This window comes from Bradyrhizobium sp. OAE829, from assembly GCF_040546575.1.
Taxonomy (GTDB): domain Bacteria; phylum Pseudomonadota; class Alphaproteobacteria; order Rhizobiales; family Xanthobacteraceae; genus Bradyrhizobium.
On sequence record NZ_JBEPOE010000001.1, the window covers coordinates 5,170,865 to 5,196,385 of the forward strand.

17 protein-coding genes are annotated in these 25,521 nt (G+C 63.0%); 12 read left to right on the top strand and 5 right to left on the bottom strand.

What is annotated here, in order from left to right:
- Positions 1 to 32 precede the first annotated feature (32 nt).
- Positions 33 to 2,144, bottom strand: coding sequence for a PQQ-dependent dehydrogenase, methanol/ethanol family (locus tag ABIE49_RS24855; RefSeq protein WP_502916003.1), 2,112 nt, complete (start codon positions 2,142 to 2,144; stop codon positions 33 to 35).
- A 408-nt stretch (positions 2,145 to 2,552) separates the two neighbouring features.
- Positions 2,553 to 3,359 carry a transglutaminase-like cysteine peptidase gene (locus ABIE49_RS24860; RefSeq protein WP_192737018.1) on the bottom strand — a complete coding sequence of 269 codons (807 nt, stop codon included), beginning with the start codon at positions 3,357 to 3,359 and terminating at the stop codon, positions 2,553 to 2,555.
- 613 nt (positions 3,360 to 3,972) lie between these two features.
- Here ABIE49_RS24860 and ABIE49_RS24865 point away from each other — a divergent pair.
- Both ABIE49_RS24865 and ABIE49_RS24870 read left to right on the top strand, forming a co-directional pair.
- Positions 3,973 to 8,667 (top strand): VCBS domain-containing protein, encoded by a 4,695-nt coding sequence (locus tag ABIE49_RS24865; protein ID WP_192737019.1) that lies wholly within the window; start codon positions 3,973 to 3,975, stop codon positions 8,665 to 8,667.
- 270 nt (positions 8,668 to 8,937) lie between these two features.
- Positions 8,938 to 11,166, top strand: a complete 2,229-nt coding sequence (locus ABIE49_RS24870; RefSeq protein WP_192737020.1) for a CHASE2 domain-containing protein — start codon at positions 8,938 to 8,940, stop codon at positions 11,164 to 11,166.
- A gap of 155 nt (positions 11,167 to 11,321) precedes the next feature.
- Here the strand turns inward: ABIE49_RS24870 and ABIE49_RS24875 are convergent, their stop codons facing one another.
- On the bottom strand, positions 11,322 to 12,929 hold the full coding sequence (locus ABIE49_RS24875) for an ABC transporter substrate-binding protein (RefSeq protein WP_192737021.1): 1,608 nt from the start codon (positions 12,927 to 12,929) through the stop codon (positions 11,322 to 11,324).
- A gap of 248 nt (positions 12,930 to 13,177) precedes the next feature.
- Here ABIE49_RS24875 and ABIE49_RS24880 point away from each other — a divergent pair, with 248 nt between their 5' ends.
- From ABIE49_RS24880 to ABIE49_RS24910, 7 genes are all read left to right on the top strand, one after another.
- Positions 13,178 to 14,797, top strand: a complete 1,620-nt coding sequence (locus ABIE49_RS24880) for an ABC transporter substrate-binding protein (protein WP_354067601.1) — start codon at positions 13,178 to 13,180, stop codon at positions 14,795 to 14,797.
- Between the two features lie 249 nt (positions 14,798 to 15,046).
- Positions 15,047 to 16,000 (top strand): ABC transporter permease, encoded by a 954-nt coding sequence (locus tag ABIE49_RS24885; RefSeq protein WP_192737023.1) that lies wholly within the window; start codon positions 15,047 to 15,049, stop codon positions 15,998 to 16,000.
- A gap of 1 nt (position 16,001) precedes the next feature.
- Positions 16,002 to 16,889 (top strand): ABC transporter permease, encoded by an 888-nt coding sequence (locus ABIE49_RS24890; protein WP_192737024.1) that lies wholly within the window; start codon positions 16,002 to 16,004, stop codon positions 16,887 to 16,889.
- A gap of 4 nt (positions 16,890 to 16,893) precedes the next feature.
- Positions 16,894 to 17,967, top strand: a complete 1,074-nt coding sequence (locus ABIE49_RS24895) for an ABC transporter ATP-binding protein (protein ID WP_192737025.1) — start codon at positions 16,894 to 16,896, stop codon at positions 17,965 to 17,967.
- Between the two features lie 15 nt (positions 17,968 to 17,982).
- On the top strand, positions 17,983 to 18,180 hold the full coding sequence (locus tag ABIE49_RS24900) for a hypothetical protein (protein WP_192737026.1): 198 nt from the start codon (positions 17,983 to 17,985) through the stop codon (positions 18,178 to 18,180).
- A complete protein-coding gene (locus ABIE49_RS24905) occupies positions 18,177 to 19,589 on the top strand; it encodes an amidase (protein WP_192737027.1) in 1,413 nt (470 codons plus the stop codon). Before ABIE49_RS24900 ends, ABIE49_RS24905 begins: the two co-directional genes overlap by 4 nt.
- Positions 19,586 to 20,566 carry an ABC transporter ATP-binding protein gene (locus ABIE49_RS24910; RefSeq protein WP_192737028.1) on the top strand — a complete coding sequence of 327 codons (981 nt, stop codon included), beginning with the start codon at positions 19,586 to 19,588 and terminating at the stop codon, positions 20,564 to 20,566. The genes ABIE49_RS24905 and ABIE49_RS24910 overlap by 4 nt, the downstream gene beginning before the upstream one ends.
- A 118-nt stretch (positions 20,567 to 20,684) precedes the next feature.
- Here the strand turns inward: ABIE49_RS24910 and ABIE49_RS24915 are convergent, their stop codons facing one another.
- Positions 20,685 to 20,858 carry a hypothetical protein gene (locus ABIE49_RS24915; protein WP_192737029.1) on the bottom strand — a complete coding sequence of 58 codons (174 nt, stop codon included), beginning with the start codon at positions 20,856 to 20,858 and terminating at the stop codon, positions 20,685 to 20,687.
- 204 nt (positions 20,859 to 21,062) lie between these two features.
- Between ABIE49_RS24915 and ABIE49_RS24920 the strand changes: the two genes are divergently transcribed.
- Complete coding sequence (locus ABIE49_RS24920) at positions 21,063 to 21,332, top strand: GlsB/YeaQ/YmgE family stress response membrane protein (RefSeq protein WP_192737030.1); 270 nt, start codon at positions 21,063 to 21,065, stop codon at positions 21,330 to 21,332.
- A 72-nt stretch (positions 21,333 to 21,404) separates the two neighbouring features.
- Here ABIE49_RS24920 and ABIE49_RS24925 read toward each other — a convergent pair whose 3' ends face one another.
- Positions 21,405 to 21,821 carry a DUF1236 domain-containing protein gene (locus tag ABIE49_RS24925; RefSeq protein ID WP_192737031.1) on the bottom strand — a complete coding sequence of 139 codons (417 nt, stop codon included), beginning with the start codon at positions 21,819 to 21,821 and terminating at the stop codon, positions 21,405 to 21,407.
- 557 nt (positions 21,822 to 22,378) lie between these two features.
- Between ABIE49_RS24925 and ABIE49_RS24930 the strand changes: the two genes are divergently transcribed.
- The gene (locus ABIE49_RS24930; protein ID WP_192737032.1) at positions 22,379 to 24,124 is read left to right on the top strand and encodes a type I secretion system permease/ATPase; all 1,746 of its coding nucleotides are present in this window, start codon (positions 22,379 to 22,381) and stop codon (positions 24,122 to 24,124) included.
- Positions 24,121 to 25,431, top strand: coding sequence for an HlyD family type I secretion periplasmic adaptor subunit (locus ABIE49_RS24935; protein WP_192737033.1), 1,311 nt, complete (start codon positions 24,121 to 24,123; stop codon positions 25,429 to 25,431). The genes ABIE49_RS24930 and ABIE49_RS24935 overlap by 4 nt, the downstream gene beginning before the upstream one ends.
- Positions 25,432 to 25,521: the final 90 nt, after the last annotated feature.

The following is a 25,521-nucleotide window of genomic DNA, read 5'->3' on the forward strand; positions in this document are numbered from 1 at the left end:
CGGACGGCTATGCCCGGCCAAGACGAGTTGGGCTATTGCTTCGGCTGTCCCGCGGCTTCGGCCGGCTTCGGCCTGATCGCATCCGCCGTACCCTGGATGAAGGCGGCGATCTTCGTCACATCCGCTTCGGTCAGCTTGCCGGTGAAGTCAGGCATACCCTGGTCGCGGAACGGACCCTTGAACACGAAGTCCTTCAGGTTCTCGATGGTCTCCTTCGGAACATAGCCGAGGTTTCGGACATTGCCGCCCTTGTCGATGCCGGGCACGCCGTGGCACTGGGCGCAGGCGGTGACATAGAGCGCGGTGCCGTCGGGCACGTCCTTCGGGTCGTACTTGACGCCGGCGAGCAGGCCTTCGGTCTGGTACTTCACGAAGGCGGGCAGCGGCGCCTTGCCGTCGACCGCGAAGGTGTAGATCGTGCCCGGGCTGCGCAGCTCGGTGGCGCGTGCGGCGATGCCGAACACGCCGCCCCAGCCGACCGCGATCGACACATATTGCTTGCCGTCGAGCATGTAGGTGGAGGCTGCCGCGACCACGCCGGTGCCGGTCGGCGACTCCCAGAGCTTTTCGCCTGAGGTGGCGTTGTAGGCAATGAAACGTCCGTCAGCCGTGCCCTGGAAAACCAGATTGCCCGCGGTGGTGAGCGTGCCGCCGTTCCACGGCGCCACATATTCCGCGCGCCAGGCCTCCTTCTGCTTGACCGGATCCCAGGCCAGCAGCCGTCCGAAGGCGGGCGCCTTCGGCGGCGTCGCGTTCAGCATGAAGCCGACGTTCCAGCCGGATGCGGAACCGAATTTGCCCGGCTCCTGTGCATTATGCTTGAAGGCCTTTTCCGGCGTCAGGTTCACCGGAATGTTCTGCGCAGGCAGATAGACGAGGCCGGTCTGCGGATTGAACGACATCGGATGCCAGTTATGGGCACCGTACGGGCCGGGGATGCTGTCATACGGCTCCTTGCCACGCGCAGCCGGCACTTCGATCGGCCGACCATTGGCGTCGTAACCGGTCGCCCAGTTCACATCGACGAAGTTCTTGGCCGAGATGAACTTGCCGTTGATGCGGTCGACGACGAAGAAGAAGCCGTTCTTCGGCGCATGAAGTATGACCTTCCTTGGCGCGCCATCGATGTTGATGTCCGCCAGGATCATCGGCTGCGTCGATGTGTAGTCCCAATGATCGCCGGGGGTTTCCTGATAGTGCCAGATGTACTTGCCGGTGTCGGCGTTCAGCGCCACCAGCGACGCCAAGTAGAGATTGTCACCGCCGGACGGGCTGCGGATGTCCCGATTCCACGGTGAGCCGTTGCCGGTGCCGACATAGACCATGTTCAGGTCGGGATCGAAGGTGATGGTGTCCCACGCCGTTCCGCCGCCGCCGTTGAGCCAGTATTTCCCGGCCGGATCCCAGGTCTTGGCGGCTGCCGCCATCGATTCATCTTCGAACGGTTTTGAGGGATCGCCGGGCACCGTGAACCAGCGCCAGGCCTGGTTGCCGGTCTCGGCGTCATAGGCGGTGATGTAGCCGCGCGCACCATATTCGGCGCCGCCATTGCCGATCACGACCTTGCCGTTGAATACGCGCGGCGCGCCGGTGATGGTGTAGGAGTGCTCCTTGCTGACGATGGTGTCCTTTTCCCAGACGACCTTGCCGGTGACGGCGTCGAGCGCGATCAGGCGGCCGTCATAGGCGCCGAGGAAAACCTTGCCCTTCCAGAGCGCCACGCCGCGATTGACGACGTCGCAACAGCCCTTGTAGCCCTTCTCCTTGTCGATGCCGGGATCGAAGGTCCAGAGTCTCTTGCCGGTTCGGGCGTCGATCGCATGGACCACGCTCCAGGAGGCCGTCTGGTACATGATGCCATCGACGACCACCGGGGTTGCCTCGACACCGCGGGAGGATTCGAGCGGATAGCTCCACACCAGGCCGAGCTTCTTGACGTTGTCGGTGTTGATCTGGTTCAGCTTGGAAAAGCGCGTTTCCGCGTAGTCGAGGCCGATGGTCGGCCAGTCGTTCGATGTCGCGGTGTTGGCCTTGATCGAGGCGCCGTCGACCGCGGAGGTGACGGCCTTGATGTGCTCCGGCGATCCCTTGGCGGGACTTTGCGCGAGCGTCGCCGTGGAGGAGACTGCCAGCCCAAACCCGATCGCCAGCGCAAGGCGAACCGGCCGATGCAAATTGGAAAAGCTTTCAGGAAAAAAACGGCAAACAGAATCACCGCACGGCGAACGCGTCATCCTAGTCCCCTCCAATGATCTCTAGCGGATCTGTCGGAATGGTATGCCGGTGGGAACGACGGCGTCAATCAAGTGCGAGCACGAAAAGAAAAAGAGAAAATTTGTATCGTCATGTTTTCGCCAAACAGAATGCAGCATGCGGTCCGGCTGCACTGCAGCATGGCATGATGACTCTCGTTGATCACGCAATGAAAATTGCAGGACGCCTTGTATCCGATATTCCAGATGCGGATCTTGGGGCGCGCACGGCGACACCAGGTCGGTCGGCCGCAGCGCTGGTCGTGCGGCGTTTCAATCGTCGCCGCGGAATGAAATCGCTCAATCGGCTGTCGTCGGAGCCTGGTTGGCAGGCGCGACAAGGCCGGACGCTGCCAGCGCGCTGATGACCACCGGCGCTTCGGGATTCCCGGATGCGGCGGTGAGCACGGGCGCATCGGTGTATCGCATGACGCTGTGCTGATCGATCACGAAGGTCGGCCGGTAATTCCGGATGTCGGAATCTTCAACCATCGCCATGCGGCGGTTATCGAGCGTCAGCCAGTGCCCGTCCAGACGCGCGGCGGCAACCGCGTGATCCTCGCCGCGGACGGTGTCGCGCATGATCACGATCCGCAGATCGTCGGGCGCAATCCCGGCCTGTCGCAACGCCACGAATTTCGCAATGGCGTAATCCTCGCAGTCGCCGCCCCGCGTCAGCGTGGTAAGCGGCGAGGCCCAGACGTCGAGCTGGCCATATTGTGCGAGGTCGCTGATCGGCCGGACCGCAAGGTTGATGGCCCGATTGATCTCGCCGAGCCGGGCGCGGCCCTCGCGAAGCTTGGCGGCGTCGATGATGGCGAGGAATTGCAGCGCGGCCGGCGAGACGCAGCCTTCGCGATCGCCCTCGCACAGCGCAAGCTGCACCATTTCATCGTCGAGGCGGCGTTGCAGATTTTGCCATTTCTCGTGCAGTCCGCCGTCGAGAAGCATCGCGGTGGGCTGCCCGAACGGCTGGGCGGATTTCTTGATCAGAACCGCCGTGCCGGGGGAGAGCAGCGTTCCGGCCGCCGCCGCTGGCCCGAACCAGGCCAGGCCGCACACAAAGAAGGCTGCGCGCAACGCACGCGGATAATTTGAGATCGCCATCTGACACCCCTCGTCCGGGCATTATCGGCAGGCTCGTTAACCTACTCGTGACCGGATCATTTCGCTGGGGGCATAGTGGGTAGGTGGACTTTTGATCTGCTTAAAACCCGCGATATCAGGCCGGAAAGCGCAAAACAGCTTAAAATTTGTCTCGCCGGGTTCCCGAAAATTTTATCGAACCTTTGCGGAGCCGCGACTGCCCTATCCATGGGATGGTGCTTAACCGTGCGTTATCGTTGTTTTCAGGTTAATATGACTAACCTGGTCAGATTCGCGTAACTTGTAAGCCAAGTCACAGTTTTGACTTGGAAAATGGCATCATATACCGGGGTTCTACGGGGGAAGAGGATTGATATGTATAAGTCCACGACGTTTTTCTGCGAATACCTCAGCTAACCTCCCTTATGCTCAAGCTTAACTATGTATTCCTCCGCGTATGGTAGGGGAGTACTAGATTAGCTTGAGAAGAATACAGAAGACTGATCTGGAAAATGGCTCTAACCTAAGCAGATTGCACAAAAAATGGATGGTTCCCTAAAAGACCATTCGTGATATGCACGCTTAGACCTTTGAATATTGTATTTTCATTAACCTTAGCGGCGGCGGGGCCCATTTGACTTTGGCCGGCAAATTTACCGACGTGTTGCCTGACGGCCACGGCGCTCACCTCGGTGGGCACGTCCACGTCGACAGCGTTTCCACGCATGCGCCGTCGGGCGCCATTATCGTTCCAGACGCCCATTTGCTCTTCACCGGCGATTTCAAGCGCACGGGTGTCGACCTCGTCCTGTCGGGCGACGGCCGCGAGCTGGTGCTGCATGACTATTTCAAGGGCGAGAAGCGCGCAGCCCTGGCATCCCCCGATGGCGCCCATCTGACCGGCAATCTTGTCAACGCGCTGACCGGTCACACCCAGCTGGCGCAGGCCGACGGCAGCCCGAGCGTGGCCCAGGTCATCGGCCATGTCACCAAGCTGGTCGGTACCGCGACCGCGATCCGCAACGGCGTTTCCATCATTCTGAACAATGGCGACAACGTCAACAAAGGCGACGTGGTTCAGTCCGGTTCCGATTCGACGCTCGGCATCACCTTCATCGACGGCAGCGTGTTCGGCCTCGCGTCGAACGCCAGGATGGTGCTGAACGAAATGATCTACGACCCGAACGGGTCGAACAATTCGTCGCTGATCAGCCTGGTGCAGGGCACCATCTCGTTCGTCGCCGGCGCGACCGCCAAGAAGGGCGACATGAAGGTCGACACGCCGGTTGCGACCATGGGCATCCGCGGCACCGCGGTGCTGGTCGAAATCGATTTCGCCGTGCCGGGCCAGGGCGGAGCGCCGCCGGCGAAATTCCAGGTGCTGGTCGAGCCCGACGGCACCACCGGCTCCTACATCCTGTTCGACAAGACCACGATGACGCCGATCGCGACCGTCAATCAGGCCGGCACGCAGACCATCGTCAGCGGCCAGGGCACGGTCAATTTCCTCTCCTCCGTGCAGCTGTCGCCGGATGCACAGAAGATCATCTCCGATGTCTTCCAGCTGAAATTCACCGACCTGAACAATCCTCAGCAGCTGCACCGGTTCACCGATTCGCCGGTACCGGAAAACATGTTCATCAGACTGGCGAGCGGCGAAACCGTGCCCGTGAAGGTGACGGTGACTCCGTTCGTCGACACTCCTCTCCCGACGAATACCGGTACGGCAGCCAAAGCGACCGACCACATTCCGGGGCCGCCTGACGTCGTCACCTCCAATGCGGCTTTCACCGAGCGCGCCGGCCTGACCGGCAGTGCCGCGCAAGATACGTTGACCGGCGAGATCGCGTATTCCGACCTCAATCCGGGCGACGTGCCGACCGCCCAGGCGAGTTTTGCCTCGTTCAAGTATGAGAACGCGCAGCACAGCGACGTCACCGCATCGCTGACATCAGAGCAGGTAGCCGCGATCAAGGCGGTGGAAGTGCCGCTTGCCGTCGTGCAGGATCCCAACCAAAAAAACCGCGGCACGGCGACCTGGACCTACAGCGTCCCGGACGGCGCCTTCGACTTCCTGGCTGCCGGCGAGACCTTGACGCTGACCTATCTGGCGCGGGTCGACAATAATTTCGCGGCGAACAATGAAATCACGTTCAAGACCTTCACCATCACTATAACCGGCACCAACGACAAGCCGACCGTCGCCACCAGCGGTGGCACCGTCATCGAGCGGGACGGCACCGGCAATACCACGATCGATACGATTTCGGGCACCGTCACCTTCACCGACACCGATTTGACCGACCGTCCGGTGGTGAGTGCGGCGCTCTCGACCAACGAGCCGTTCCGATATCTCGACGCGCAGGGGCATAACGTCACCGCGACGCTGACGCAGGCGCAACTGGACGCGATTGCGACCGTCAAGGTTCCCTTGAATGTGGTGCAGGGGGGCGGAAACGGCCATAACGGTTCGGCGACCTGGACCTACAGCATCGCCGACCATGCCTTTGATTTCATCGCCAAGGGCGAGACGCTGATCCTCAACTACGTCATCAAGGTCGACGACGGCCATGGCGGCGTGGTGTTCACGCCGGTCAGCATCTCGATCAACGGCGCCGACGTCACCGTGATCGGCACCAACGACGTCCCCACCATCACGACGACGGACGACGCGTTCGCCGAACTGTCGAACCCTGATCAGCCCAATCCGACGGGATCGCCGACACCGGATACGGCATCGGGCACGATCACCTTCACCGACGTCGATCTGACCGACCGGCCGGTGGTGAGCGCGGCATACACCTCGTATGTCTACACCGGCGGTTCGGACGACGGGTTGACGCTGACGGCGCAGCAATTGGCCAACGTGGCCGTGGCGCTGGGCGTGACGCAGACGCCGGGCAACACCCATAACGGTTCGGCGAGCTGGTCCTACAGCGTCGCCGACGGCAAGTTCGACTTCCTGGCGGTCGGCGAAATCCTGGAGCTGACCTATACCGCGACCATCGACGACGGCCATGGCGGGGTGGTTACAAAACCCATCACCATCACCATTACCGGCACCAACGATACACCTGCGATCACCGGTGGGCCGCAAACCGCCTCGATCACGGAAGCCGCCGACACCCACGATTCGCCGACGCCGGATGAGGCCTATGGCACGATACAGTTCGCCGATGCCGATTGGAGCGATTCGCACGATGTGACGATCACCGGTTTCAGCGCATCAGGGGAGACCACCGGTCTCGCCGGTTATAGCTATGGCCTGCAACTCGGCTGGCTGTCGCTCGATACGCTGGCCGATTCCACCGGCGGCGTCGCGGGTTCGCAAGACTGGACGTTCTCGGCGTCGGATCATTATTTCGACTATCTCGCCGATGGCGAGTGGGTCAAGCTGACCTACACGGTGGAGATCGATGACCATCATGGCGGCATCACGACACAGAACGTTGTCGTCACCGTCAACGGCAGCAACGACGCGCCGGAAGTCGTCGCCGACGTTTCCGGCAACGCCGGAACGGCGTTGCACGCGATCGCCGAGCGGACGACCGTAACCGGTTCAACCGATCTTGACGGCGCCGATGGTTCACTGGCCTTCCGCGATGTAGATCTGACCGATACGCATACGATCGGCAGTTCCAAAGCGGCGTTTGGCTGGCTGGATTCAGACGGCCAAGCGCTGTCGCTTTCCCAGGCCCAGGTGGGCGTGCTGACGGCGGCGAGCGCGCTCACGCTGACCCTGAACGACAGCATCGGCACCGGCTTCGGCTCGGTCGATTTCAGCTACAGCGCTGTCGACAGCGCTTTCGATTTCCTGGCCGCCGGCGAGAAGCTCACGGTCACCTACGACATCACCGTATCCGACGAACATAACGCCGCCTCGACCCAGCCGATCACGTTCACCGTCACTGGCGCCAACGACGCGCCTGTCGCGGTGGCCGACACCGACATCGGCCATATCGTCGAAGCCGGCAACAACAGCGACAATTCCGTGCTGGCCGGCGTCGCGACCACGTCGGGCGATGTGCTCGCCAACGATACTGACGTCGATCTTTCCGATAGCCATCACGTCATCGGTGTCGTGGCGGGTTCGATGGGCGGGGTGCTGACGAACGACGATGTCGGGACGATTGTCGCCGGCATTTATGGATCGCTGGTTCTCAACGCCAACGGCAGCTGGACCTATACGCTCGACAACACCAATCCGCTGACCAACGTGCTGGCGCAGGACGTGCACGCGAGCGACATTTTCAGCTACACCGAATCCGATGGTCATGGCGGCACGTCGACGACGACGCTGACGATCGATGTCACCGGCACCAATGATGCGCCGGTGGTCGTTGCGGCGCTGACTGACAGCGTCAACGAGGGCGTTGCCGCCTTCACCAGGAATCTGCTGAACGGCGCGTCCGACGTCGATCAGGGCGAGACCGCGACGCTGTATGTTGGGGGCGTGACTTACGCGGTAAACGGCGGAGCGGCCTCCGGGACGGCGCCGGCCGGCGTCTCGCTCGGCGCTGACGGCCATACGCTCACGGTCGATCCGGCCGATCCGGCGTTCGATCATCTCGCAGTCGGTGAGCACGCCAAGATCGTGGTGTCCTACAACGTGACCGATGCGCAGGGTGCGACGGTCGCGCAGACCGAGACCATCACGATCAATGGCACCAACGATGCGCCGGTGATTTCGATCGAACAGGTCGCCGCGACGTCCAATGGCGAAGGAACGACGACGATTTCCGGCCTTTCCGTCATCGACCCGGATGCCGCCACACTCACGTTGACGACGACGACGGCAGGCAGCGGTTCGGGCACCAGTGCGGCACCTGTGTCGGACTCAGGCACGCTGGCGCACGTCAATGCGACGCTGCTCTCCGGCATCGCCTACAATGAGGGCTCGACGCCGACTTCGACCGACATGGTAACGCTGACCGTCACCGATGCATTCAGCGCGAGCGATACCGTCAATTTCATTTTCAATGTCGCGACCACCCCCGTCACCCCCGTCACGCCGGTGATGCTCGCGGGCACCGCCAACAAGGATGTGTTCTTCGGGACCGAAAATGTCGATCAATTCGTGTTTGCGGCCAACTCCAATCACGACACGATCATGAATTTCATGTCCGGGCAGGACAAGATCGACCTGTCGGCGATCGTGACGACCGACGATCCTGAAGGCTGGTTCAACCAGCATGTGGTGGCCTCGACGACAAACGCGCTGGATATGGTGGTAACCATCGATGCTGCGGATACCATCATCCTTCGCAATGCGGCGCCCCTCACACACAACGACTTCATCCTTCATCCCGGTGGCGGCGTCGGTATTTGACGGCGATACTGGCGAGCGAAGGCGGGTAGTCGATCGGCCTCTTCACGAACGCTCGCCTCATTCTGATGGGATCAGCGGCCGCAGCGTCAGGCCGAGCTTGCTATGTCTGACATTGTGAATTCGATTGCTCCCCGCGTAGCTACCTCAGCCGGCCGGATTATCAGCGAAAGCAGGCGATTTGGCCGCTGGGAAACGCCCTGAGCGCAATACCGGCGCGGCGCGGGGCGCAACCCGTTGGAACAATCCGCCTGACCGTGATACCGAAGCAGCATGAAGCGGCTGAGAATATTCTGGCGGTGGTTCAAGCGGCGCTTTGGCTATGCCCGGCTCGCCTGCGTTGCCCTGCTGATCGGGATTGCCGCGCTGCGCGTGTGGGACCCGGCTCCGGTCGAGGAGATCCGCGTTCGAACCTTCGACGCCTTCCAGCGCGTCGATCCGCGCAAGAAGACCGCGCGTCCGGTCACCATCGTCGATATCGACGACAAGAGCCTGGAAAAACTCGGACAGTGGCCGTGGCCGCGGACGCGGCTCGCGGATCTGGTAACGGAGCTGACCAATCTCGGCGCCGTCGTGATTGCCTTCGACGTGGTGTTTTCGGAGCCCGACCGGCTCAACCCGGAATTCGTCGCCGATACCTACCGTAATCTCGACGAGGAAACCCGCAGCCGGTTGCGTTCGCTGCCGAGCAACGACCAGGTTTTCGCCGACGCCATCCGCGCCTCGCGCGTGGTGCTCGGTGAATCGGGTTTGCCGGAAGAACTGGGTGTGCTCGACAAGACGCTTCCGGTGACCGGGCTTGCGATGCTCGGCGAGGAGCCGCAACGCTTCATGTTCGAATTCCCCGGCCTGCTGCGCAACACCAAGGTGCTGGAGCACGCAGCGGCCGGACGCGGGCTGTTCACCATCAAGCCCGAACGCGATGGCATCGTGCGGCGGGTGCCGATGATCATGCAGGCGCAGGGCCAGACCATGCCCTCGCTGAGCTTTGAGATGCTGCGCGTCGCCACCGGTTCGGGCACGATCCTGATCAAGGCCGAAAAGGGCGGCATCAAGAGTCTCGGCATCAAGGGCTTTCAGCTGCCGACCGACGGCAATGGCCAGCTTTGGGTCCATTACGCCCGGCACGATGCCTCGCTCTATGTCCCGGCGATCAACGTGCTGGAAAAGACCGTCGCGCCCGAGAAGATCGCCGGCAAACTGGTGCTGATCGGCACCTCGGCCGTCGGTCTCAACGATATCAAGACCACGCCGGTGTCGCGCGCCATGCCCGGCGTGGAGATCCACGCCCAGGTGCTCGAGAGCGCGCTGACCGGGGAGGTGATCTCGCAGCCGATCTACGGCATCTCGATCGAATTCGCCACCGCGGTTTTGTTCGGAATATTGGTGATCGCGTTCGCGCCCTTGTTCGGACCGGTCACGCTGGTCGCCCTCGGTGCGGCGTTCGCCACCGCGCTGATCGGAACGTCCTGGTATTTCTATTCGCTGCACCGGCTGCTGATCGATTTCACCTATCCCCTGATATCGACGACGGCGATCTATCTCACGCTGATCTTCTCGAGTTTCGTCCGGGAGCAGAAGCAGCGCAAACAGATCCGCAACGCGTTCTCCCAGTACATGTCGCCCGCGCTGGTCGCCCAGCTGGCGCAGTCGCCGGAAAAGCTCGTGCTCGGCGGCGAGGAGCGCGAGATGACCATCATGTTCTCCGACATGCGCGGCTTCACCTCGATCTCGGAGACCTACAAGCGGGACCCGCAGGGCCTCACCGCGCTGATGAACCGCTTCCTGACGCCGCTGACCAACGCCATCCTCCACCGCAAGGGCACCATCGACAAATATATGGGCGACGCCATCATGGCGTTCTGGAACGCGCCGCTCGACGACAAGGATCACCAGCTCAACGCCTGCGAGGCGGCGCTCGATATGCTGGAGCGTGTCGACGAGCTCAATCAGGAGCGGATGGAGGAAGCCGAGGAGGAGGGCCGTCCGTTCATTCCGCTCAATGTCGGCGTCGGACTCAATACCGGAACCTGCGTGGTCGGCAACATGGGATCGGACATGCGGTTCGATTATTCGGTGTTCGGCGACAGCGTCAATCTGGCCTCACGGCTGGAGGGCCAGTCCAAGGAATACGGCTTCCCGATCATCGTCGGCTCGAAAACCGCGCTCGCGGTCAAGGACAAGTTCGCGATCCTCGAACTCGACTTCATCATGGTGAAGGGCAAGAAGGAACCCGAGGTGATCTACGCCATCGCCGGACGGGAAGACACCGCGCAGTCCGGCCGCTTCCAGCGCTTGCGCAACCTGACCATCGAGATGCTGGCCTGCTATCGCGGCCGCGACTGGGAAGGCGCGCTGGCCGCAATCGAGCGCGGCCGCCGCACCGACGAGGTGCGGTCGCTCGAGCTGTTGTTCAATCTCTACGAGGCGAGAATTCTCAACTTCCGGGAAGCCCCGCCGCCGGAAGACTGGAACGGCGCGTTCGCGCTGCTGACGAAGTGACTTCTGTCGTCCCGGCCTTGAGCTCAGATGCGCAATTGCGCATCGGGGGAACCATACCGCGTGATTTCTCGATGAGGCGGTGTGGGAGAGACCTTTCACCGACAACTGCACCCTGTGGTTATAGGTCCCGGCTCAAGGCCGGGACGACAGGAAATCTACTCCAGCCCGATCGTCGTCAGATCCTGAAACCAGTGCTGCGCCTGCACGAATTTCTTCACCTTGGGCGACAGTGCGTGCGGGTTGGTGTCATGCACCACCCACACCAGCACGGCGTCGTCGACGATCTGGGCATGGGCCTGCGCCAGCAACTCGTCCTGCTTGGTGGCATCGAAGGTCTGCTTGGCCTCGTCGATCAGCGCATCGACCTTCGCAGACTTGTAACCGCCCCAGTTGACGCCGACAGGCGCGATCTGGCCGGAGTGGAAGAAGCGCACGATGGCGTAGAGCGGATCCGAAGTGACATAGGCGATGTTGTTGGAGGTGATACCGGCGTTCATCTCGTCGGCCGCACCCTTGCGCCAGTGCGTATATAGTGTCTCGAGCTCGACCACCTTGAAGTCGATCTCGATGCCGATTTCCTTGAAGCTCTGCTGCAGGAATTCGTTCATCGGCAGCGACAGCATCTGTCCGGTGCCGCCTTGCGCGATGATGAAGGTGGCCTTCAGCGGCTTCTGCCTGGAGTAGCCGGCTTCCTCGACCAGTTTCTTGGCCGCCGCCACATCATGCTTGAGCTCGAAGCTCGGCTTGCCGAACCACGGACTCGAAGGATCGACCTGACCCTTGGCGGGCTTTGCCAGGCCGTTCATCAGGCCGACGACGCCTTCACGGTCGATCGCAAGGTTGAGCGCCTTGCGCAGGCGGATGTCGGTCCAGGGCGAACCCGGCAGCACGCTGAGATGATAATTCCAGACATGCGGCGTGATGTTGTCGACGATGCGCATCCCGGCGGATTTCAGCTGCGGCACCGCATCGGGTGCCGGCGTTTCGATCAGATCGACCTGGCCGGCGAGCAGCGCATTGGTGCGCGTCAGCGCTTCCGGCATCGGAATCAGGACGATCTTGTCGGCCTTCGGAATCCGCTTCTTGTTCCAGTAATCCGCATTCTTGGTGAGCTCGGCGAGTTCGCGCGGCACCAGCTTCGTCAGTTTGAACGGCCCGGTGCCGGAGGGCTGGCTGGCGAACTTGTCCCAGTCCTTGCCGAGCTTTTCATACTGCGCGGGGCTCGAGACCAGGAACCAGAGCATCTGGTAGGGGAAGAACGAATCCACCGCCTTGGTTGATATCTCGATGGTGTCGTCGTCGATCTTGGCGTAGCTGGCTACCGAGGGCAGGCGGGTCTTCACCTGCGCGCTCTGGCGCTTGTCGAACTGCGGTGCCTTTTCGTTCAGCACCTTGTCGAGATTCCAGATCACCGCGTCGGCGTTGAATGCGCTGCCGTCATGGAATTTGACATCCTTGCGCAGGCTGAAGCGCCATTTGGTCTTGTCTTTGTCGTCGACCTTCCATTCAGTCGCGAGCCCCGGCACCAGCTTGCCGGGTCGGTCAGCCACGTCCATTTCCCAGGCGACCAGCGGATCGTAGATCGTGTAGGCGCTGAACTGATAGGCGCCGGCGCCGCGGTCCGGCTGACCGGTGGTCAGGGGGATATCGGCCATCGAAATGCCGTAGCGCACCACGGATTCGGCCTGTGCCGGCGTGGCCGGCAGGGCGCCGATGGCGAGCGCCACAGCGGCGACGAGTAGCATCGAATTGCGGGTGCGCATGAACTAAGCTCCGTTGGCAGTATGCGGAATACCTGATGCCAACTTGCAAGCTTGATGCCAGAATAGGCAGCACTGGCTTTTCTTCGTGCGGAGCGGGAAGAAACCATATGTCACATGGCTATTTTGCGAAGAACTATCTCTTCTGGCATAGGCGTTGCATAACTTTGCATAAGAAATAGTCACCTGAAGTAGAGAAGGGATTGCTGCATATGCGTAACGAGACATTCAAGAAAACCGCCACGGCGTGGATGCTGGCGACGGCGATAGTGGCCGGTCTGCCGCTGGCCGCCAGCGCTGAAACCGTGCTGCGCATCGGCATGACGGCTGCCGATATTCCGCGCACGCTGGGGCAGCCGGACCAGGGTTTTGAGGGCAATCGCTTCACCGGCCTCACGATGTATGACGCGCTGACCATGTGGGACCTGTCCTCGGCCAGCAAGGCGAGCGTGATGATCCCCGGGCTTTCGACCGAATGGAAGGTCGATGAGGCCGACAAGAAGAAGTGGACCTTCAAGCTGCGTCCCGGCGTCACTTTCCACGACGGCTCGCCGTTCAATGCCGACGCCGTGGTCTGGAATGTCGAGAAGGTGCTGAAGCAGGATGCGCCGCAGTTCGACGCCAGCCAGGTCGGCGTCACCGCCTCGCGCATGCCGACGCTGGCCTCCGCGAAGAAAATCGACGATCTGACGGTGGAATTGACCACCAAGGAGCCGGACAGCTTCCTGCCGATCAACCTGACAAATCTGTTCATGGCGAGCCCGACCAAGTGGCAGGCGTTTTACGACAAGGCTGAAGGCGCGGATGCCAAGGCGAAATCGCAGGCCGCCTGGGCGGCGTTCGCCCGCGAGGCTTCGGGCACCGGCCCCTGGAAGATGTCGAAGTTCACGCCGCGCGAGCGGCTCGAACTCGTGAAGAACGACGGCTATTGGGACAAGGCGCGCGTGCCCAAGGTCGACAAGATGGTGCTGCTGCCGATGCCGGAAGCCAATGCCCGCACCGCGGCGTTGCTCTCCGGACAGGTCGACTGGGTCGAGGCGCCCGCGCCCGACGCGGTCAAGGAAATCAAGGCACGCGGCTTCGCGCTGCAGGCCAACGAATCGCCGCATGTCTGGCCGTGGCAGTTCTCCCGCATCGAGGGTTCGCCCTGGAACGACATTCGCGTGCGCAAGGCGGCCAATCTCTGCATCGATCGCGAAGGCCTCAAGGAGGGCCTGCTCGCCGGCCTGATGGTGCCGGCGACCGGCACGTTCGAGGCCGGTCATCCCTGGCGCGGCAAGCCGACCTTCGAGATCAAGTATGACCTGAAGGCGGCGCAAAAGCTGATGCAGGAGGCCGGTTACGGTCCGTCGAAGAAACTGGCGGTCAAGACCCAGACCTCGGCGTCCGGCTCCGGCCAGATGCAACCGCTGCCGATGAACGAATATCTGCAGCAGGCGCTGGCGGAATGCTATTTCGACGTCCAGCTCGACGTCATCGAATGGAATACGCTGTTCACCAACTGGCGCCGCGGCGCCAAGGACGCGTCCGCCAACGGTGCCCACGCCACCAACGTCACCTATGCGGCGATGGATCCGTTCTTCGCGCTGGTGCGCTTCCTGCAGTCAGGTATGGCGCCGCCGGTCTCGAACAATTGGGGTTTCATCAACAATCCCAAATTCGATGAGCTGGTGACCAAGGCACGCCAGACCTTCGACCCCGCCGCGCGCGATGCGGCGCTGGCCGAACTGCATGCGGCCTCGGTCGACGATGCCGCCTTCCTCTATGTCGCCCATGACGTGTCTCCGCGCGCCATGAGCCCGAAGGTGAAGGGCTTCGTGCAGCCGAAGAGCTGGTTCGTCGACTTCTCGCCGGTGACGATCGCGCCGTAAGGCGCAGCACGCTGGTTTCGCGTGCGCCCCCTCTCCCCTTGTGGGAGAGGCATAGGCGGCCTCCGGCCGCCGTCACTAAAGACGCCGATGCCATGGCATCGGCTTCGCGAAGCGAAGACGGGTGAGGGGTGCTATCCGCGGACGCTCCTCTCTCATTCGCAATGACTGCGTCTGCGGATAGAACCCCTCATCCGGCGCGCTCTGCGCGCCACCTTCTCCCACAAGGGGAGAAGGAAGAAAGAATGTCTCGTGCTCGTCTATATCGCCCGCCGTATCGTCTATGTGATCCCGATCGTGGCCAGCGTGGCGCTGGTGTGCTTCCTCTTGGTCCACATCACGCCGGGCGATCCCCTGGTGGCGGTGCTGCCGGCGGACGCCAGCCAGGAACTCGCGGCGCAGTTGCGCACCGCCTATGGCTTCGACCGCCCGCTGCCGGTCCAGTTCGGGCTCTGGCTGTGGCGCGCGCTGCATGGTGATCTCGGCAATTCGATTGCGACGGGCCGTCCGGTGCTGTCGGAGGTGCTGCGCGCGGTCGGCAACACCGTGACGCTGGCGATTGCCGCCGCGTCGATCGGCTTCACGCTGGGTTTGTTTTTTGGCCTGATCGCCGGCTATTTCCGCGACACCTGGATCGACAAGGTAGCGACCTCGATCGCGATCGCCGGCGTTTCCGTGCCGCATTACTGGCTCGGCATGGTGTTGGTCATCATCTTCTCGGTGCAGCTCAACTGGCTGCCCGCGGTCGGCGCCGGTCCCGGCGGCTCCGGCGCCTGGGGCTGGGATTGGGAGCACATGAAATATCTGATCCTGCCCGCGATCACGACCTCCGTCATTCCAATGGGCATCGTCACCCGCACGGTGCGGGCTTTGACCGGCGACATATTGAGCCAGGACTTCGTCGAGGCGCTGCGCGCCAAAGGCCTGCGCGAGACCGACGTGTTTCGCCATGTCATCAAGAACGCCGCGCCGACGGCGCTTGCGGTGATGGGCCTTCAGCTCGGCTATATGCTCGGCGGCTCGATCCTGATCGAAACCGTGTTCTCATGGCCGGGCTCGGGGCTGCTGCTCAATTCGGCGATCTTCCAGCGCGATTTGCCGCTGCTGCAGGGCACCATCCTGGTGCTGGCGTTGTTCTTCGTGGCCCTCAACCTCCTGGTCGATATCGCGCAAGCGTCGATCGATCCGCGCATCAAGCGGAGCTAGCATGAGCGCGATCACAGATACCGCCCTGCAGGCGGCACCGGCCACCCAGGCGCGAGGCTATTGGGCCACCGTCGGCCGCCGCATCCGGCGCGACAAGGTCAGCATGGTCTGCGCCTTCATTCTGGTGCTGATCTTCATGTCCGCGCTGCTGGCACCGTGGCTGGGCCTCGCCGATCCCTATCAGGGCTCGATGATCCGCCGGCTTCGGCATATCGGCACGCCGAACTATCCGCTCGGCACCGATGAGCTCGGCCGCGACATGCTGGCGCGGCTGATCTATGGCGGCCGGCTGTCCCTGATCATCGGCATTCTGCCTGTGATCCTCGCCTTCTTTATCGGCACCTCCCTGGGCCTCGTCGCCGGCTATGTCGGCGGCAAGCTCAACACTGCGATCATGCGTACCATCGACGTGTTCTATGCGTTTCCCTCGGTGCTGCTGGCGATCGCGATTTCCGGCGCGCTGGGCGCCGGCATCGTCAACTCCATCGTCTCGCTGACCATCGTGTTCGTGCCGCAGATCACCCGCGTCGCCGAGAGCGTCACCACCGGCGTGCGCAACATGGACTTCGTCGAGGCCGCGCGCGCTTCCGGCGCCGGGCCCTTCACCATCATGCGCGTGCACATGCTCGGCAACGTGCTGGGCCCGATCTTCGTCTACGCCACCGGCCTGATCTCGGTATCGATGATCCTCGCCGCCGGCCTGTCGTTCCTCGGTCTGGGTACAAAACCGCCGGAGCCGGAATGGGGCCTGATGCTCAACACCCTGCGCACCGCGATCTATGTCAATCCGTGGGTCGCGGCGTTGCCCGGCGCCATGATCTTTGCGGTGTCGATCTGTTTCAATTTGCTCAGCGACGGCATGCGCAGCGCCATGGACATCAGGAACTGACGCGATGACCGAAACCAGCCCATCGGTAGAACCGCTGGAAAAGATCGAGGATGTCGGCGGCGCCGCGCAGCCGCTGCTGCAGGTCAACGGCCTGACCAAGCATTTCCCGGTGCGCGGTGATCTGTTCAGCGCGCGCAAGACCGTCCGGGCGGTCGACGACGTCTCGTTTTCCATCGCCAAGGGTGAAACCGTCGGGATCGTCGGCGAATCCGGCTGCGGCAAGTCGACCACCGCGCGGCTTCTGATGCACCTGATGAAATCGGATGCTGGCGACATCATCTATGACGGCATGCAGGTCGGCCGCGCCTTGTCGCTGCGCGATCTGCGCCGCGGCATGCAGATGGTGTTTCAGGACAGCTACGCCTCGCTTAACCCGCGCCTCACCATCGAGGATTCGATCGCGTTCGGTCCGAAGGTGCATGGTATGGCGGATGCCGCCGCGCGCACGCTGGCGCGCGAACTATTAGGCAAGGTAGGCTTGCGGCCCGAGACCTTCGCTAACCGCTATCCGCACGAGATTTCCGGCGGCCAGCGCCAGCGCGTCAACATCGCGCGCGCGCTGGCGCTGTCGCCGCGGCTGGTGATTTTGGACGAAGCCGTGTCGGCGCTCGACAAATCGGTCGAAGCCCAGGTGCTCAATCTGCTGGCCGATCTCAAGCGCGAATTCGGTCTCACATACCTCTTCATCAGCCACGATCTCAACGTGGTGCGCTACATCAGTGATCGCGTGCTGGTGATGTATCTCGGCGAGGTCGTCGAGCTCGGCCCGGTCGACAAGGTCTGGGATGAGCCGGCGCATCCCTACACAAGGGCGCTGCTGGCGGCGATGCCTTCGGCCGATCCTGATAACCGCACCCAGACGCCGCCGATCTCGGGCGATCCGCCCAATCCGATCGATCCGCCGCCCGGCTGCCGGTTTCACACCCGTTGTCCATATGCGGAGCCGCTCTGCGCAAATGCGACGCCAAAACTCAGCGACCTCGATACAATGGGGCACCAGGCGGCGTGTTACATGGCCATTCCGGGATCAGGACACAGCCGCGCACCGGCCAAAGAAACGACCAAGAAAAACGCATAAGGGAGCAAATCCGCAATGACAAAACCCAGTCCAAAAGAGGTCAAGGTCATGACCGATGTCGCGGGCGTGCCGGCGAGTGCCGAAGTCGCCGAGCGGATCGCCAATTCGATCGGGCCGGCGTTCGAAGGCTTTGCGCCGGTCGCCGGCACCCTGCCGTTCGATCTGGAGCCCGCGAGCTTTCTTCTGGCGCAGAACCTCGGGGTGTCGAAATGAGCACCGACCCGGCCCTGATGTCGCTGGTGTCGGTCGCCAAGGCGATCGCAGCCAAGGAAGTTTCGTCGCGCGAGGTGACAAAATCCTGTCTCGACCGCATCGCGCAATGGCAGCCACGGCTCAACGCCTTCATGGCGATCGAGGCGGAAGAGGCGCTGGCAGCAGCCGATGCCGCCGATGCCGCGCTTGCCAAAGGCAATGCGCACTGCGTGCTGCATGGCGTGCCGCTGGCGCACAAGGACATGTATTACGAGGCCGGCAAGGTGGTCACCTGCGGCTCGAAGATCCGCCGCGACTTCGTCGCCACCACGACCTCGACCGCGCTGCAGCGCCTGAAGGACGCCGGTACCGTCAGGCTCGGCTCGCTGCAGATGGTGGAGTTCGCCTACGGGCCGACCGGCCACAACCCGCATTACGGCGCGGTGCGCAATCCCTGGAATGTCGATCACATCACCGGCGGCTCGTCGTCCGGCTCGGGCTCGGCGGTCGCTGCCCGGCTGACCTTTGCGGCGCTGGGATCGGACACCGGCGGCTCGATCCGGATGCCCGCGCATTTCTGCGGCGTCACCGGGTTGAAGACGACGGTCGGCCGCGTCAGCCGCGCCGGCGCGATGCCGCTGTCGCAATCGCTCGATACGGTCGGCCCGCTGGCGCAGAGCGCGGAAGATTGCGCGCTGCTGCTCGGGTTGATGGCGGGCGCCGACCCCGATGATCTCACCGCTTCCACGCTGCCGGTGCCGGACTATATGGCGGCCACCAAGGGCTCGCTCAAAGGCCTCAGGATCGGCGTGCCGACCGCGTTCTATGTCGACGACCTCGATGCCGAAGTGGCGCGCGTGCTCGATGAAACGATCGCGACGCTGAAGAAAGAGGGCGCCGAGATCGTCTCGGTCGAATTGCCCGACCAGCGCCAGCTCACGGCCGCCTGCCAGTTGGTGCTCGCAACCGAAGCCGCCGCGTTCCACAAAAGGTGGATGATCGAACGGCCGCAGGATTACGGCGCCCAGGTCCTGATGCGGCTGCAGAACGGGCTCTCGATCCCGGCGGTGTCGTATCTGGAAGCGATGCGCTGGCGCGGTCCGGCGCTGGCGGCGTATCTCGCGGCGGTCACCGGCACCGATGCGGTGATTGCGCCGGTCGCGCCGATGCCGGCGGCGACCATCGCCGAGAGCGATGTCGGCAACAGCCGCGACGCCGAGGCCGTGATCCAGCGGATCACGAAATTTACCCGCCCGGTCAATTACCTCGGCCTGCCCTCGCTTTCGATTCCCTCGGGCTTCACCAAAAGCGGTTTGCCGGTCGGCCTGCAATTGATCGGCCGCTCCTTCGACGAGGCCATGCTGCTGCGGATCGGCGCGGCGTTCCAGCGCGCAACGGACTATCATAAACAGGTACCCAAACCGGCATGACCAACCTCGTCGAAATCCGCGATCTCAGCATCCGCTTCACCGGCGAGCGCACCGTGCACGCCGTCAACGACATCTCGCTCTCGCTCGGCGAGGGCGAGGTGCTCGGCCTGCTCGGTGAATCCGGTTCAGGCAAGAGCGTGACGTTGCGCGCGCTGATGCGGCTGTTGCCGAAGAAGCGGACGCAGATTTCGGGCAGCGTGAATGTACTGGGACGCGACGTGCTGGCGCTGAACGACGAGGAATTGTCGAAGTTTCGTGGCCAGACCGTTTCGATGATCTTCCAGGAGCCGGCGCTGGCGCTCGACCCGGTCTACACCATCGGCCGGCAGATTTCCGAATCCGTGATGCGTCATGAGGGCAAGAGCGAGAAGGAGGGCACCGCGCGGGCGCTGGAAATGCTCGAAGTCGTACGCATTCCCTCCGCCAGGCGCCGCCTCGATGCCTATCCGCACGAAATGAGCGGCGGCATGCGGCAGCGCGCGATGATCGCGCTGGCACTGGCCTGCAAGCCGAAGATCCTGCTCGCCGACGAGCCGACCACGGCGCTCGACGCCACCGTGCAGATCCAGATCCTGCTGCTGCTGCGCGAATTGCAGCGCGAGTTCGGCATGTCGGTAATTTTCGTGACCCACGACATCGGCGTCGCCATCGAAATCTGCGACCGCGTCGCTGTCATGTATGCCGGCCAGATCGTCGAGCAGGGCAAGCTGCGCGACATCGTGCGGACGCCGATGCATCCCTATGCGCGTGGGCTCCTGGCATCGACCACCCACGGCGCCAAACGCGGCCAGCGGCTGGAGACCATCCCGGGCACGCCGCCTTCACTCGACAAGGCGCCGGTGAACTGCTCGTTCGCACCGCGCTGCAGTGTGGCGCAGCCGCGCTGTACCGAGCAACTGCCGCCCAATGTGCAGGTCGCGCCGGATCGAATCGCACGCTGCGTCCTGGCCGAACAGGCCGCAGCCGCCGCGAGCTGATAGAGCGTTATCTAACGAGTCGTCATGGCCGGGCTTGACCCGGCCATCCACGTCTTCGCTTCGTTTGCGAAAGAAAGACGTGGATGCCCGGCACAAGACCGGGCATGACGAAAACGCGCTATCCACCCAACCCCGGATCTGCCCATTGTTCGATCTGGGCGGGCCCCACGATCTGCTTCGGCTGGTGCGGATTGAGCGTGCCTGCGCTCGCAGACCAGCCCTTCGCCAGAATCTGCATCGCGAACAGCTTGGCGTCGACTTCCGATTTAAATTTGCGGGTCGAACGGACCATGCTCGTCGCACTCTCGTCGGTCCGCTCCGGCCCAAAACTTACATACCAAATATCAGGTTGCGTCATTGCCGGATAACGCGGACTGCGATTGACAGTTCCACCACGAGCGGCGTGGCGGGCAGATTCAGGTCGTCACATCGGGGAATTGCCGGTAGTCTAAAACCGCGGGGCGGATGACGCGCGCGAAGCGGGGGAAATTTTCCGATGAACATCTCAAACGAAGGCATTCTCGTTGTTCTGTTTGTCGGCCTTATCGCCGGCTGGCTCGCCGGCAAGATCGTGCGCGGCACCGGCTTTGGCATCATCGGCGATATCTTGGTCGGCATCGCCGGCGCGCTGGTGGCGAGCCTCCTGTTTCCCAAGCTCGGCATTCGTATCGGGACCGGGCTGGTTTCCGAGATCGTCTATTCCACGATCGGCGCGATCCTGCTGTTGCTGGTGGTGCGGCTGGTTCGAACCGGCGGTCGGCTCTGACGCCCGGCCGACATCAGAAAAAAGGGCCATCCCAACGGATGGCCCTCTGATGTCATCAAGGCCGGCGGCTTGTTATTCGACGATCTCGACAATCCGGCGACTACGCGGTTCGACCAGAACCGTGCGGCCGTTCACAACCGTGTAGCGATACTCCCGGACGCCATATTCCTGCGGTACGTCGTAATAGGTGACGCCTTCTTCCGGTAGAACCGCGCCGATGCGCACATCCTCGCGATATTGGTAGGAAGGACGCCGTTGCTCGACGACATAGCTGCGAAAGCGCGGACGTTCGTCGACGCCCAGGACACCGTTCACGCCGCCGACGACACCGCCGATCACGCCGCCGACGATCGCGCCAACGGGACCTCCCGCTCTTTCGCCTTCCCGGGAGCCTCGCTCGACCCCGCCGGGGACGCCTTGCGCTTGTGCTGCGACGGGCAGCGCCATGATAGCGGCAAGGGCAGCAATTCCGATGAATCGGCGGATCATGATATCTCCAATGGTGGGGGTGAGGTGATCCAACAAGTGATGAGAGCGGATTAGGTTCCCTCTGGCTGTCGTATTCGGCGCTAGCGTTTTGCGCGCCCGACGGTATCCGCGATCAATCGCTGCATTGGGACGGACGGGAATTCAGCGGCTTAAGCTTGAAATCCGATTGGTGTCATCCCTAAGGACAAACGCGAACCCACGCGGCCTCCGCACGTCACCCGGCGCCATCCTATAGGCTTGACGGAAGGTGCGGTAGAACCCGCCGGCGGCCGGCAGGCGGCCCTAAGGACCGGGAGAGAGTGTTCGACCTGCACGGCGAATTTGGACGGGCCTCGATATCCGTGATTCCACCGCCTTTTGCGAGGCCGAACCGGCAAAGCCCCCGCGCCGGACCCGCCTAACCCGTTCCGTCGGCCCATTTCCAGCTGTTTCGGCCAGACCTCCTGCCGGCCGCGGGCGTAAACCGCATTCAGGTTAACGTGACTTAAATAGACGCTGGCCACAAACATCGGTAGAACCAGCCCGTTAGCTAATCCCTTTTGAAGAGACAAGAATTGATGGCAGCTGCTCCCGGTGTCCGGCAGTCCGAACTCGGTATTGCGCTGCGCGCCTGTCGCAACGCGTTTATCGGCGTCGGCGTCATGAGCTGCATGATCAATCTGCTGTATCTGACCGGCTCGATTTTCATGCTGGAGGTCTATGACCGCGTGATTCCGAGCCGGAGCGTGCCGACCCTGATCGGCCTGGTCGTGCTCGCCGGGGGACTATACGTCGCCCAGGGCGGCCTCGACCTGATCCGGGGCCGGATTCTCGGCCGCATCGGCACCGCGCTCGATGAAGCCATCAATGCCCGCGTGTTCGATACCATCGTGCGCCTGCCGCTGATGGTGGGCGCCCGCAATGAAGGCCTGCAGCCGCTGCGCGACCTCGATAACGTGCGCTCCTTCCTCGGCAGCCAGGGGCCGGGCGCGTTTTTCGATCTGCCCTGGCTGCCGTTCTACCTCGCCATCTGCTTCGCATTCCACTGGCTGCTGGGCCTGACCGCGCTGGTCGGCGCCATCATCCTGGTGATCCTCACCGTGATCACCGAAGTGATGTCGCGCCAGCCGGCCAAAGACGCCATGATGCTGGCGGCGCGGCGCAACGATCTGGCGGCAACCAGCCGGCGCAACGCCGAAGTGCTGGTCGCGATGGGGATGGCCGGGCGGCTGACCAAGCGCTGGACCGAGGCCAACGAGACCTATCTGGCCGGCAATCAGCGTGCCAGCGACGTCGCGGGCGGCTTAGGTGCAATCGCCAAGGTGCTGCGCATGATGCTGCAATCGGCGGTGCTGGCGGTCGGCGCCTATCTGGTGATCCATCAGGAGGCGTCCGGCGGCATCATCATCGCAGGCTCGATCCTGAGTGCGCGGGCGCTGGCGCCGGTCGATCTGGCGATCGCGCACTGGAAGGGTTTTGTCGCGGCTCGCCAGAGCTGGCATCGCCTCAACAAACTGCTTGAACAGATCCCGGCGCAGAACACCCAGACCTTGCTGCAGAGTCCCACCAAGCGCCTGTCGGTCGAGGGCGTCACCATCGTGCCGCCCGGCGATCAGCGGGTCATCGTCCAGGATGTCACTTTCGCAGTCGAGGCCGGAACCGGCGTCGGCGTGATCGGGCCCAGCGGGTCGGGCAAGTCGTCACTGATCCGCGCACTGGTCGGCGTCTGGATTCCGGTGCGCGGCAAGGTGCGGCTCGACGGCGCCGCGCTCGACCAATGGTCATCAGATGTGATCGGCCGTCACATCGGCTATCTGCCGCAGGACGTCGAATTGTTCGCCGGCTCGATCGCCCAGAACATTTCCCGTTTCGATCCCGACGCCAAATCGGATGCGATCATCACCGCGGCCAAGGAGGCCGGCGTGCATGACATGATCATCAAGATGCGCGAGGGCTATGACACCCAGATTGGCGAGCAGGGAACCGCGTTGTCTGCCGGGCAGGCGCAGCGCGTCGGGCTGGCTCGGGCGCTGTTTGGCCACCCGTTCCTGATCGTGCTCGACGAGCCCAACTCCAACCTCGATACCGAGGGCGACGAGGCGCTGACCCGTGCGGTTCGCGGCGCGCGCGAGCGCGGCGCCATCGTGATCGTGGTGGCGCACCGCCCGATCGGCATCGAGGCGGTCGACCAATTGCTGGTGCTGAAGGACGGCCGCATGCAGGCGTTCGGGCCGAAGGAAACCGTTCTCGGCCAGGTGCTGCAGCGCGCCGTCCCGCCGCCGCCCGCACCGATCAAGATCGTTGCCCCTGGAGCCAAATCATGAGCGAGGAGTTGAAAGGCGCACGCCGTTCGATACGGTCGCATCTGGTGGTCGGCCTGGCGCTGATGCTGGTGCTGGTGGGCGGATTCGGCGGATGGGCCTCGACGGTGCCGATCTCGGGCGCGCTGATCGCGCCGGGAGCCGTGGTGGTCGATTCCAACGTCAAGAAGGTACAGCACCCGACCGGCGGCGTGGTCGGCGAAGTGCGGGTGCGCGACGGCGATACCGTTAAAGCCGGCGATGTCGTGGTTCGTCTCGACGAGACCGTGGTCAAGGCGAGCCTGGCGATCGTCGTCAAAACCCTCAACGGATTGCTGGCGCGCGCGGCACGGCTGGAGGCCGAACAGCGCGGCACCGACAAGATCAAGTTCCCCCCGATGCTGGCCGATCGCGCCGACGATCCCGACGTCAGGGACGTCATGGCGAGCGAAACCAAATTGTTCGAGGTTCGTGTCAACGGCCGCGCCGGGCAAAAGGCCCAGCTGCGCGAGCGGGTCATGCAGCTCAATGAGGAAATCGAGGGCCTCTCGGCGCAGGAGAAAGCCAAGGACAAGGAAATCGCACTGGTCGAAAAGGAACTGGTCGGCGTCCGCCAGCTCTACGACCAGCGGCTGATCCAGATTTCGCGCCTGACCACGCTGGAGCGCGATTCCGCCCGCCTGTCGGGCGAGCGCGCGCAGTACATCGCCTCGCGCGCACAGGCCAAGGGCAAGATCACCGAGACCGAGCTGCAGATCATCCAGATCGACAAGGAGCTGGTCAGCGAGGTTTCCAAGGATTTGCGCGAGACCAACGACAAGATCGGCGAGTTCGTCGAGCGCAAGGTCACCGCGGAAGATCAGCTCCGCCGCATCGACATCCGGGCGCCGCAAACCGGCATGGTGCTGCAGTCGACGGTGCATACTGTCGGCGGCGTGATCACCGCCGGTGATGCCATCATGATGATTGTGCCGCAGGCCGACGATCTCTCGGTCGAGGCCAAGGTCAATCCGCAGGACATCGACAAGCTGCAGATCGGCCAGAAGACATTGCTGCGGCTATCGGCCTTCAACCAGCACACCACGCCGGAACTGAACGGCAAGGTCACCAGGGTGTCGGCCGACGTCACCACCGATCAGCGCACCGGGCAAAGCTATTACACGATCCGCGTCTCGTTGCCGCCGGCAGAAGTCGCCCGCCTCGGCGACAACAACAAGCTGATCCCGGGCATGCCGGTGGAAGCCTTCGTGCAAACCGGCGACCGCACCATGTTCTCGTATCTGATGAAGCCGCTGAGCGATCAGCTGATGCGCTCTTTCAGAGAGAAGTGAGTTGCTGTCGCAGCACAGTGCTTCTCGTCGTCCCGGCGAACGCCGGGACCCATACGCCGTGTCGGTAGTTGCGAGAGACGGTGTTCGACG

What these genes read in the sequence shown, in the direction of transcription:
- ABIE49_RS24860 (WP_192737018.1), bottom strand. Translation starts at nt 3,359, where the DNA reads ATGGCGATCTCAAATTATCCGCGTGCGTTGCGCGCAGCCTTCTTTGTG.
- ABIE49_RS24870 (WP_192737020.1), top strand. Translation starts at nt 8,938, where the DNA reads ATGAAGCGGCTGAGAATATTCTGGCGGTGGTTCAAGCGGCGCTTTGGC.
- ABIE49_RS24875 (WP_192737021.1), bottom strand. Translation starts at nt 12,929, where the DNA reads ATGCGCACCCGCAATTCGATGCTACTCGTCGCCGCTGTGGCGCTCGCC.
- ABIE49_RS24880 (WP_354067601.1), top strand. Translation starts at nt 13,178, where the DNA reads ATGCTGGCGACGGCGATAGTGGCCGGTCTGCCGCTGGCCGCCAGCGCT.
- ABIE49_RS24890 (WP_192737024.1), top strand. Translation starts at nt 16,002, where the DNA reads ATGAGCGCGATCACAGATACCGCCCTGCAGGCGGCACCGGCCACCCAG.
- ABIE49_RS24895 (WP_192737025.1), top strand. Translation starts at nt 16,894, where the DNA reads ATGACCGAAACCAGCCCATCGGTAGAACCGCTGGAAAAGATCGAGGAT.
- ABIE49_RS24900 (WP_192737026.1), top strand. Translation starts at nt 17,983, where the DNA reads ATGACAAAACCCAGTCCAAAAGAGGTCAAGGTCATGACCGATGTCGCG.
- ABIE49_RS24905 (WP_192737027.1), top strand. Translation starts at nt 18,177, where the DNA reads ATGAGCACCGACCCGGCCCTGATGTCGCTGGTGTCGGTCGCCAAGGCG.
- ABIE49_RS24910 (WP_192737028.1), top strand. Translation starts at nt 19,586, where the DNA reads ATGACCAACCTCGTCGAAATCCGCGATCTCAGCATCCGCTTCACCGGC.
- ABIE49_RS24915 (WP_192737029.1), bottom strand. Translation starts at nt 20,858, where the DNA reads ATGGTCCGTTCGACCCGCAAATTTAAATCGGAAGTCGACGCCAAGCTG.
- ABIE49_RS24920 (WP_192737030.1), top strand. Translation starts at nt 21,063, where the DNA reads ATGAACATCTCAAACGAAGGCATTCTCGTTGTTCTGTTTGTCGGCCTT.
- ABIE49_RS24925 (WP_192737031.1), bottom strand. Translation starts at nt 21,821, where the DNA reads ATGATCCGCCGATTCATCGGAATTGCTGCCCTTGCCGCTATCATGGCG.
- ABIE49_RS24930 (WP_192737032.1), top strand. Translation starts at nt 22,379, where the DNA reads ATGGCAGCTGCTCCCGGTGTCCGGCAGTCCGAACTCGGTATTGCGCTG.
- ABIE49_RS24935 (WP_192737033.1), top strand. Translation starts at nt 24,121, where the DNA reads ATGAGCGAGGAGTTGAAAGGCGCACGCCGTTCGATACGGTCGCATCTG.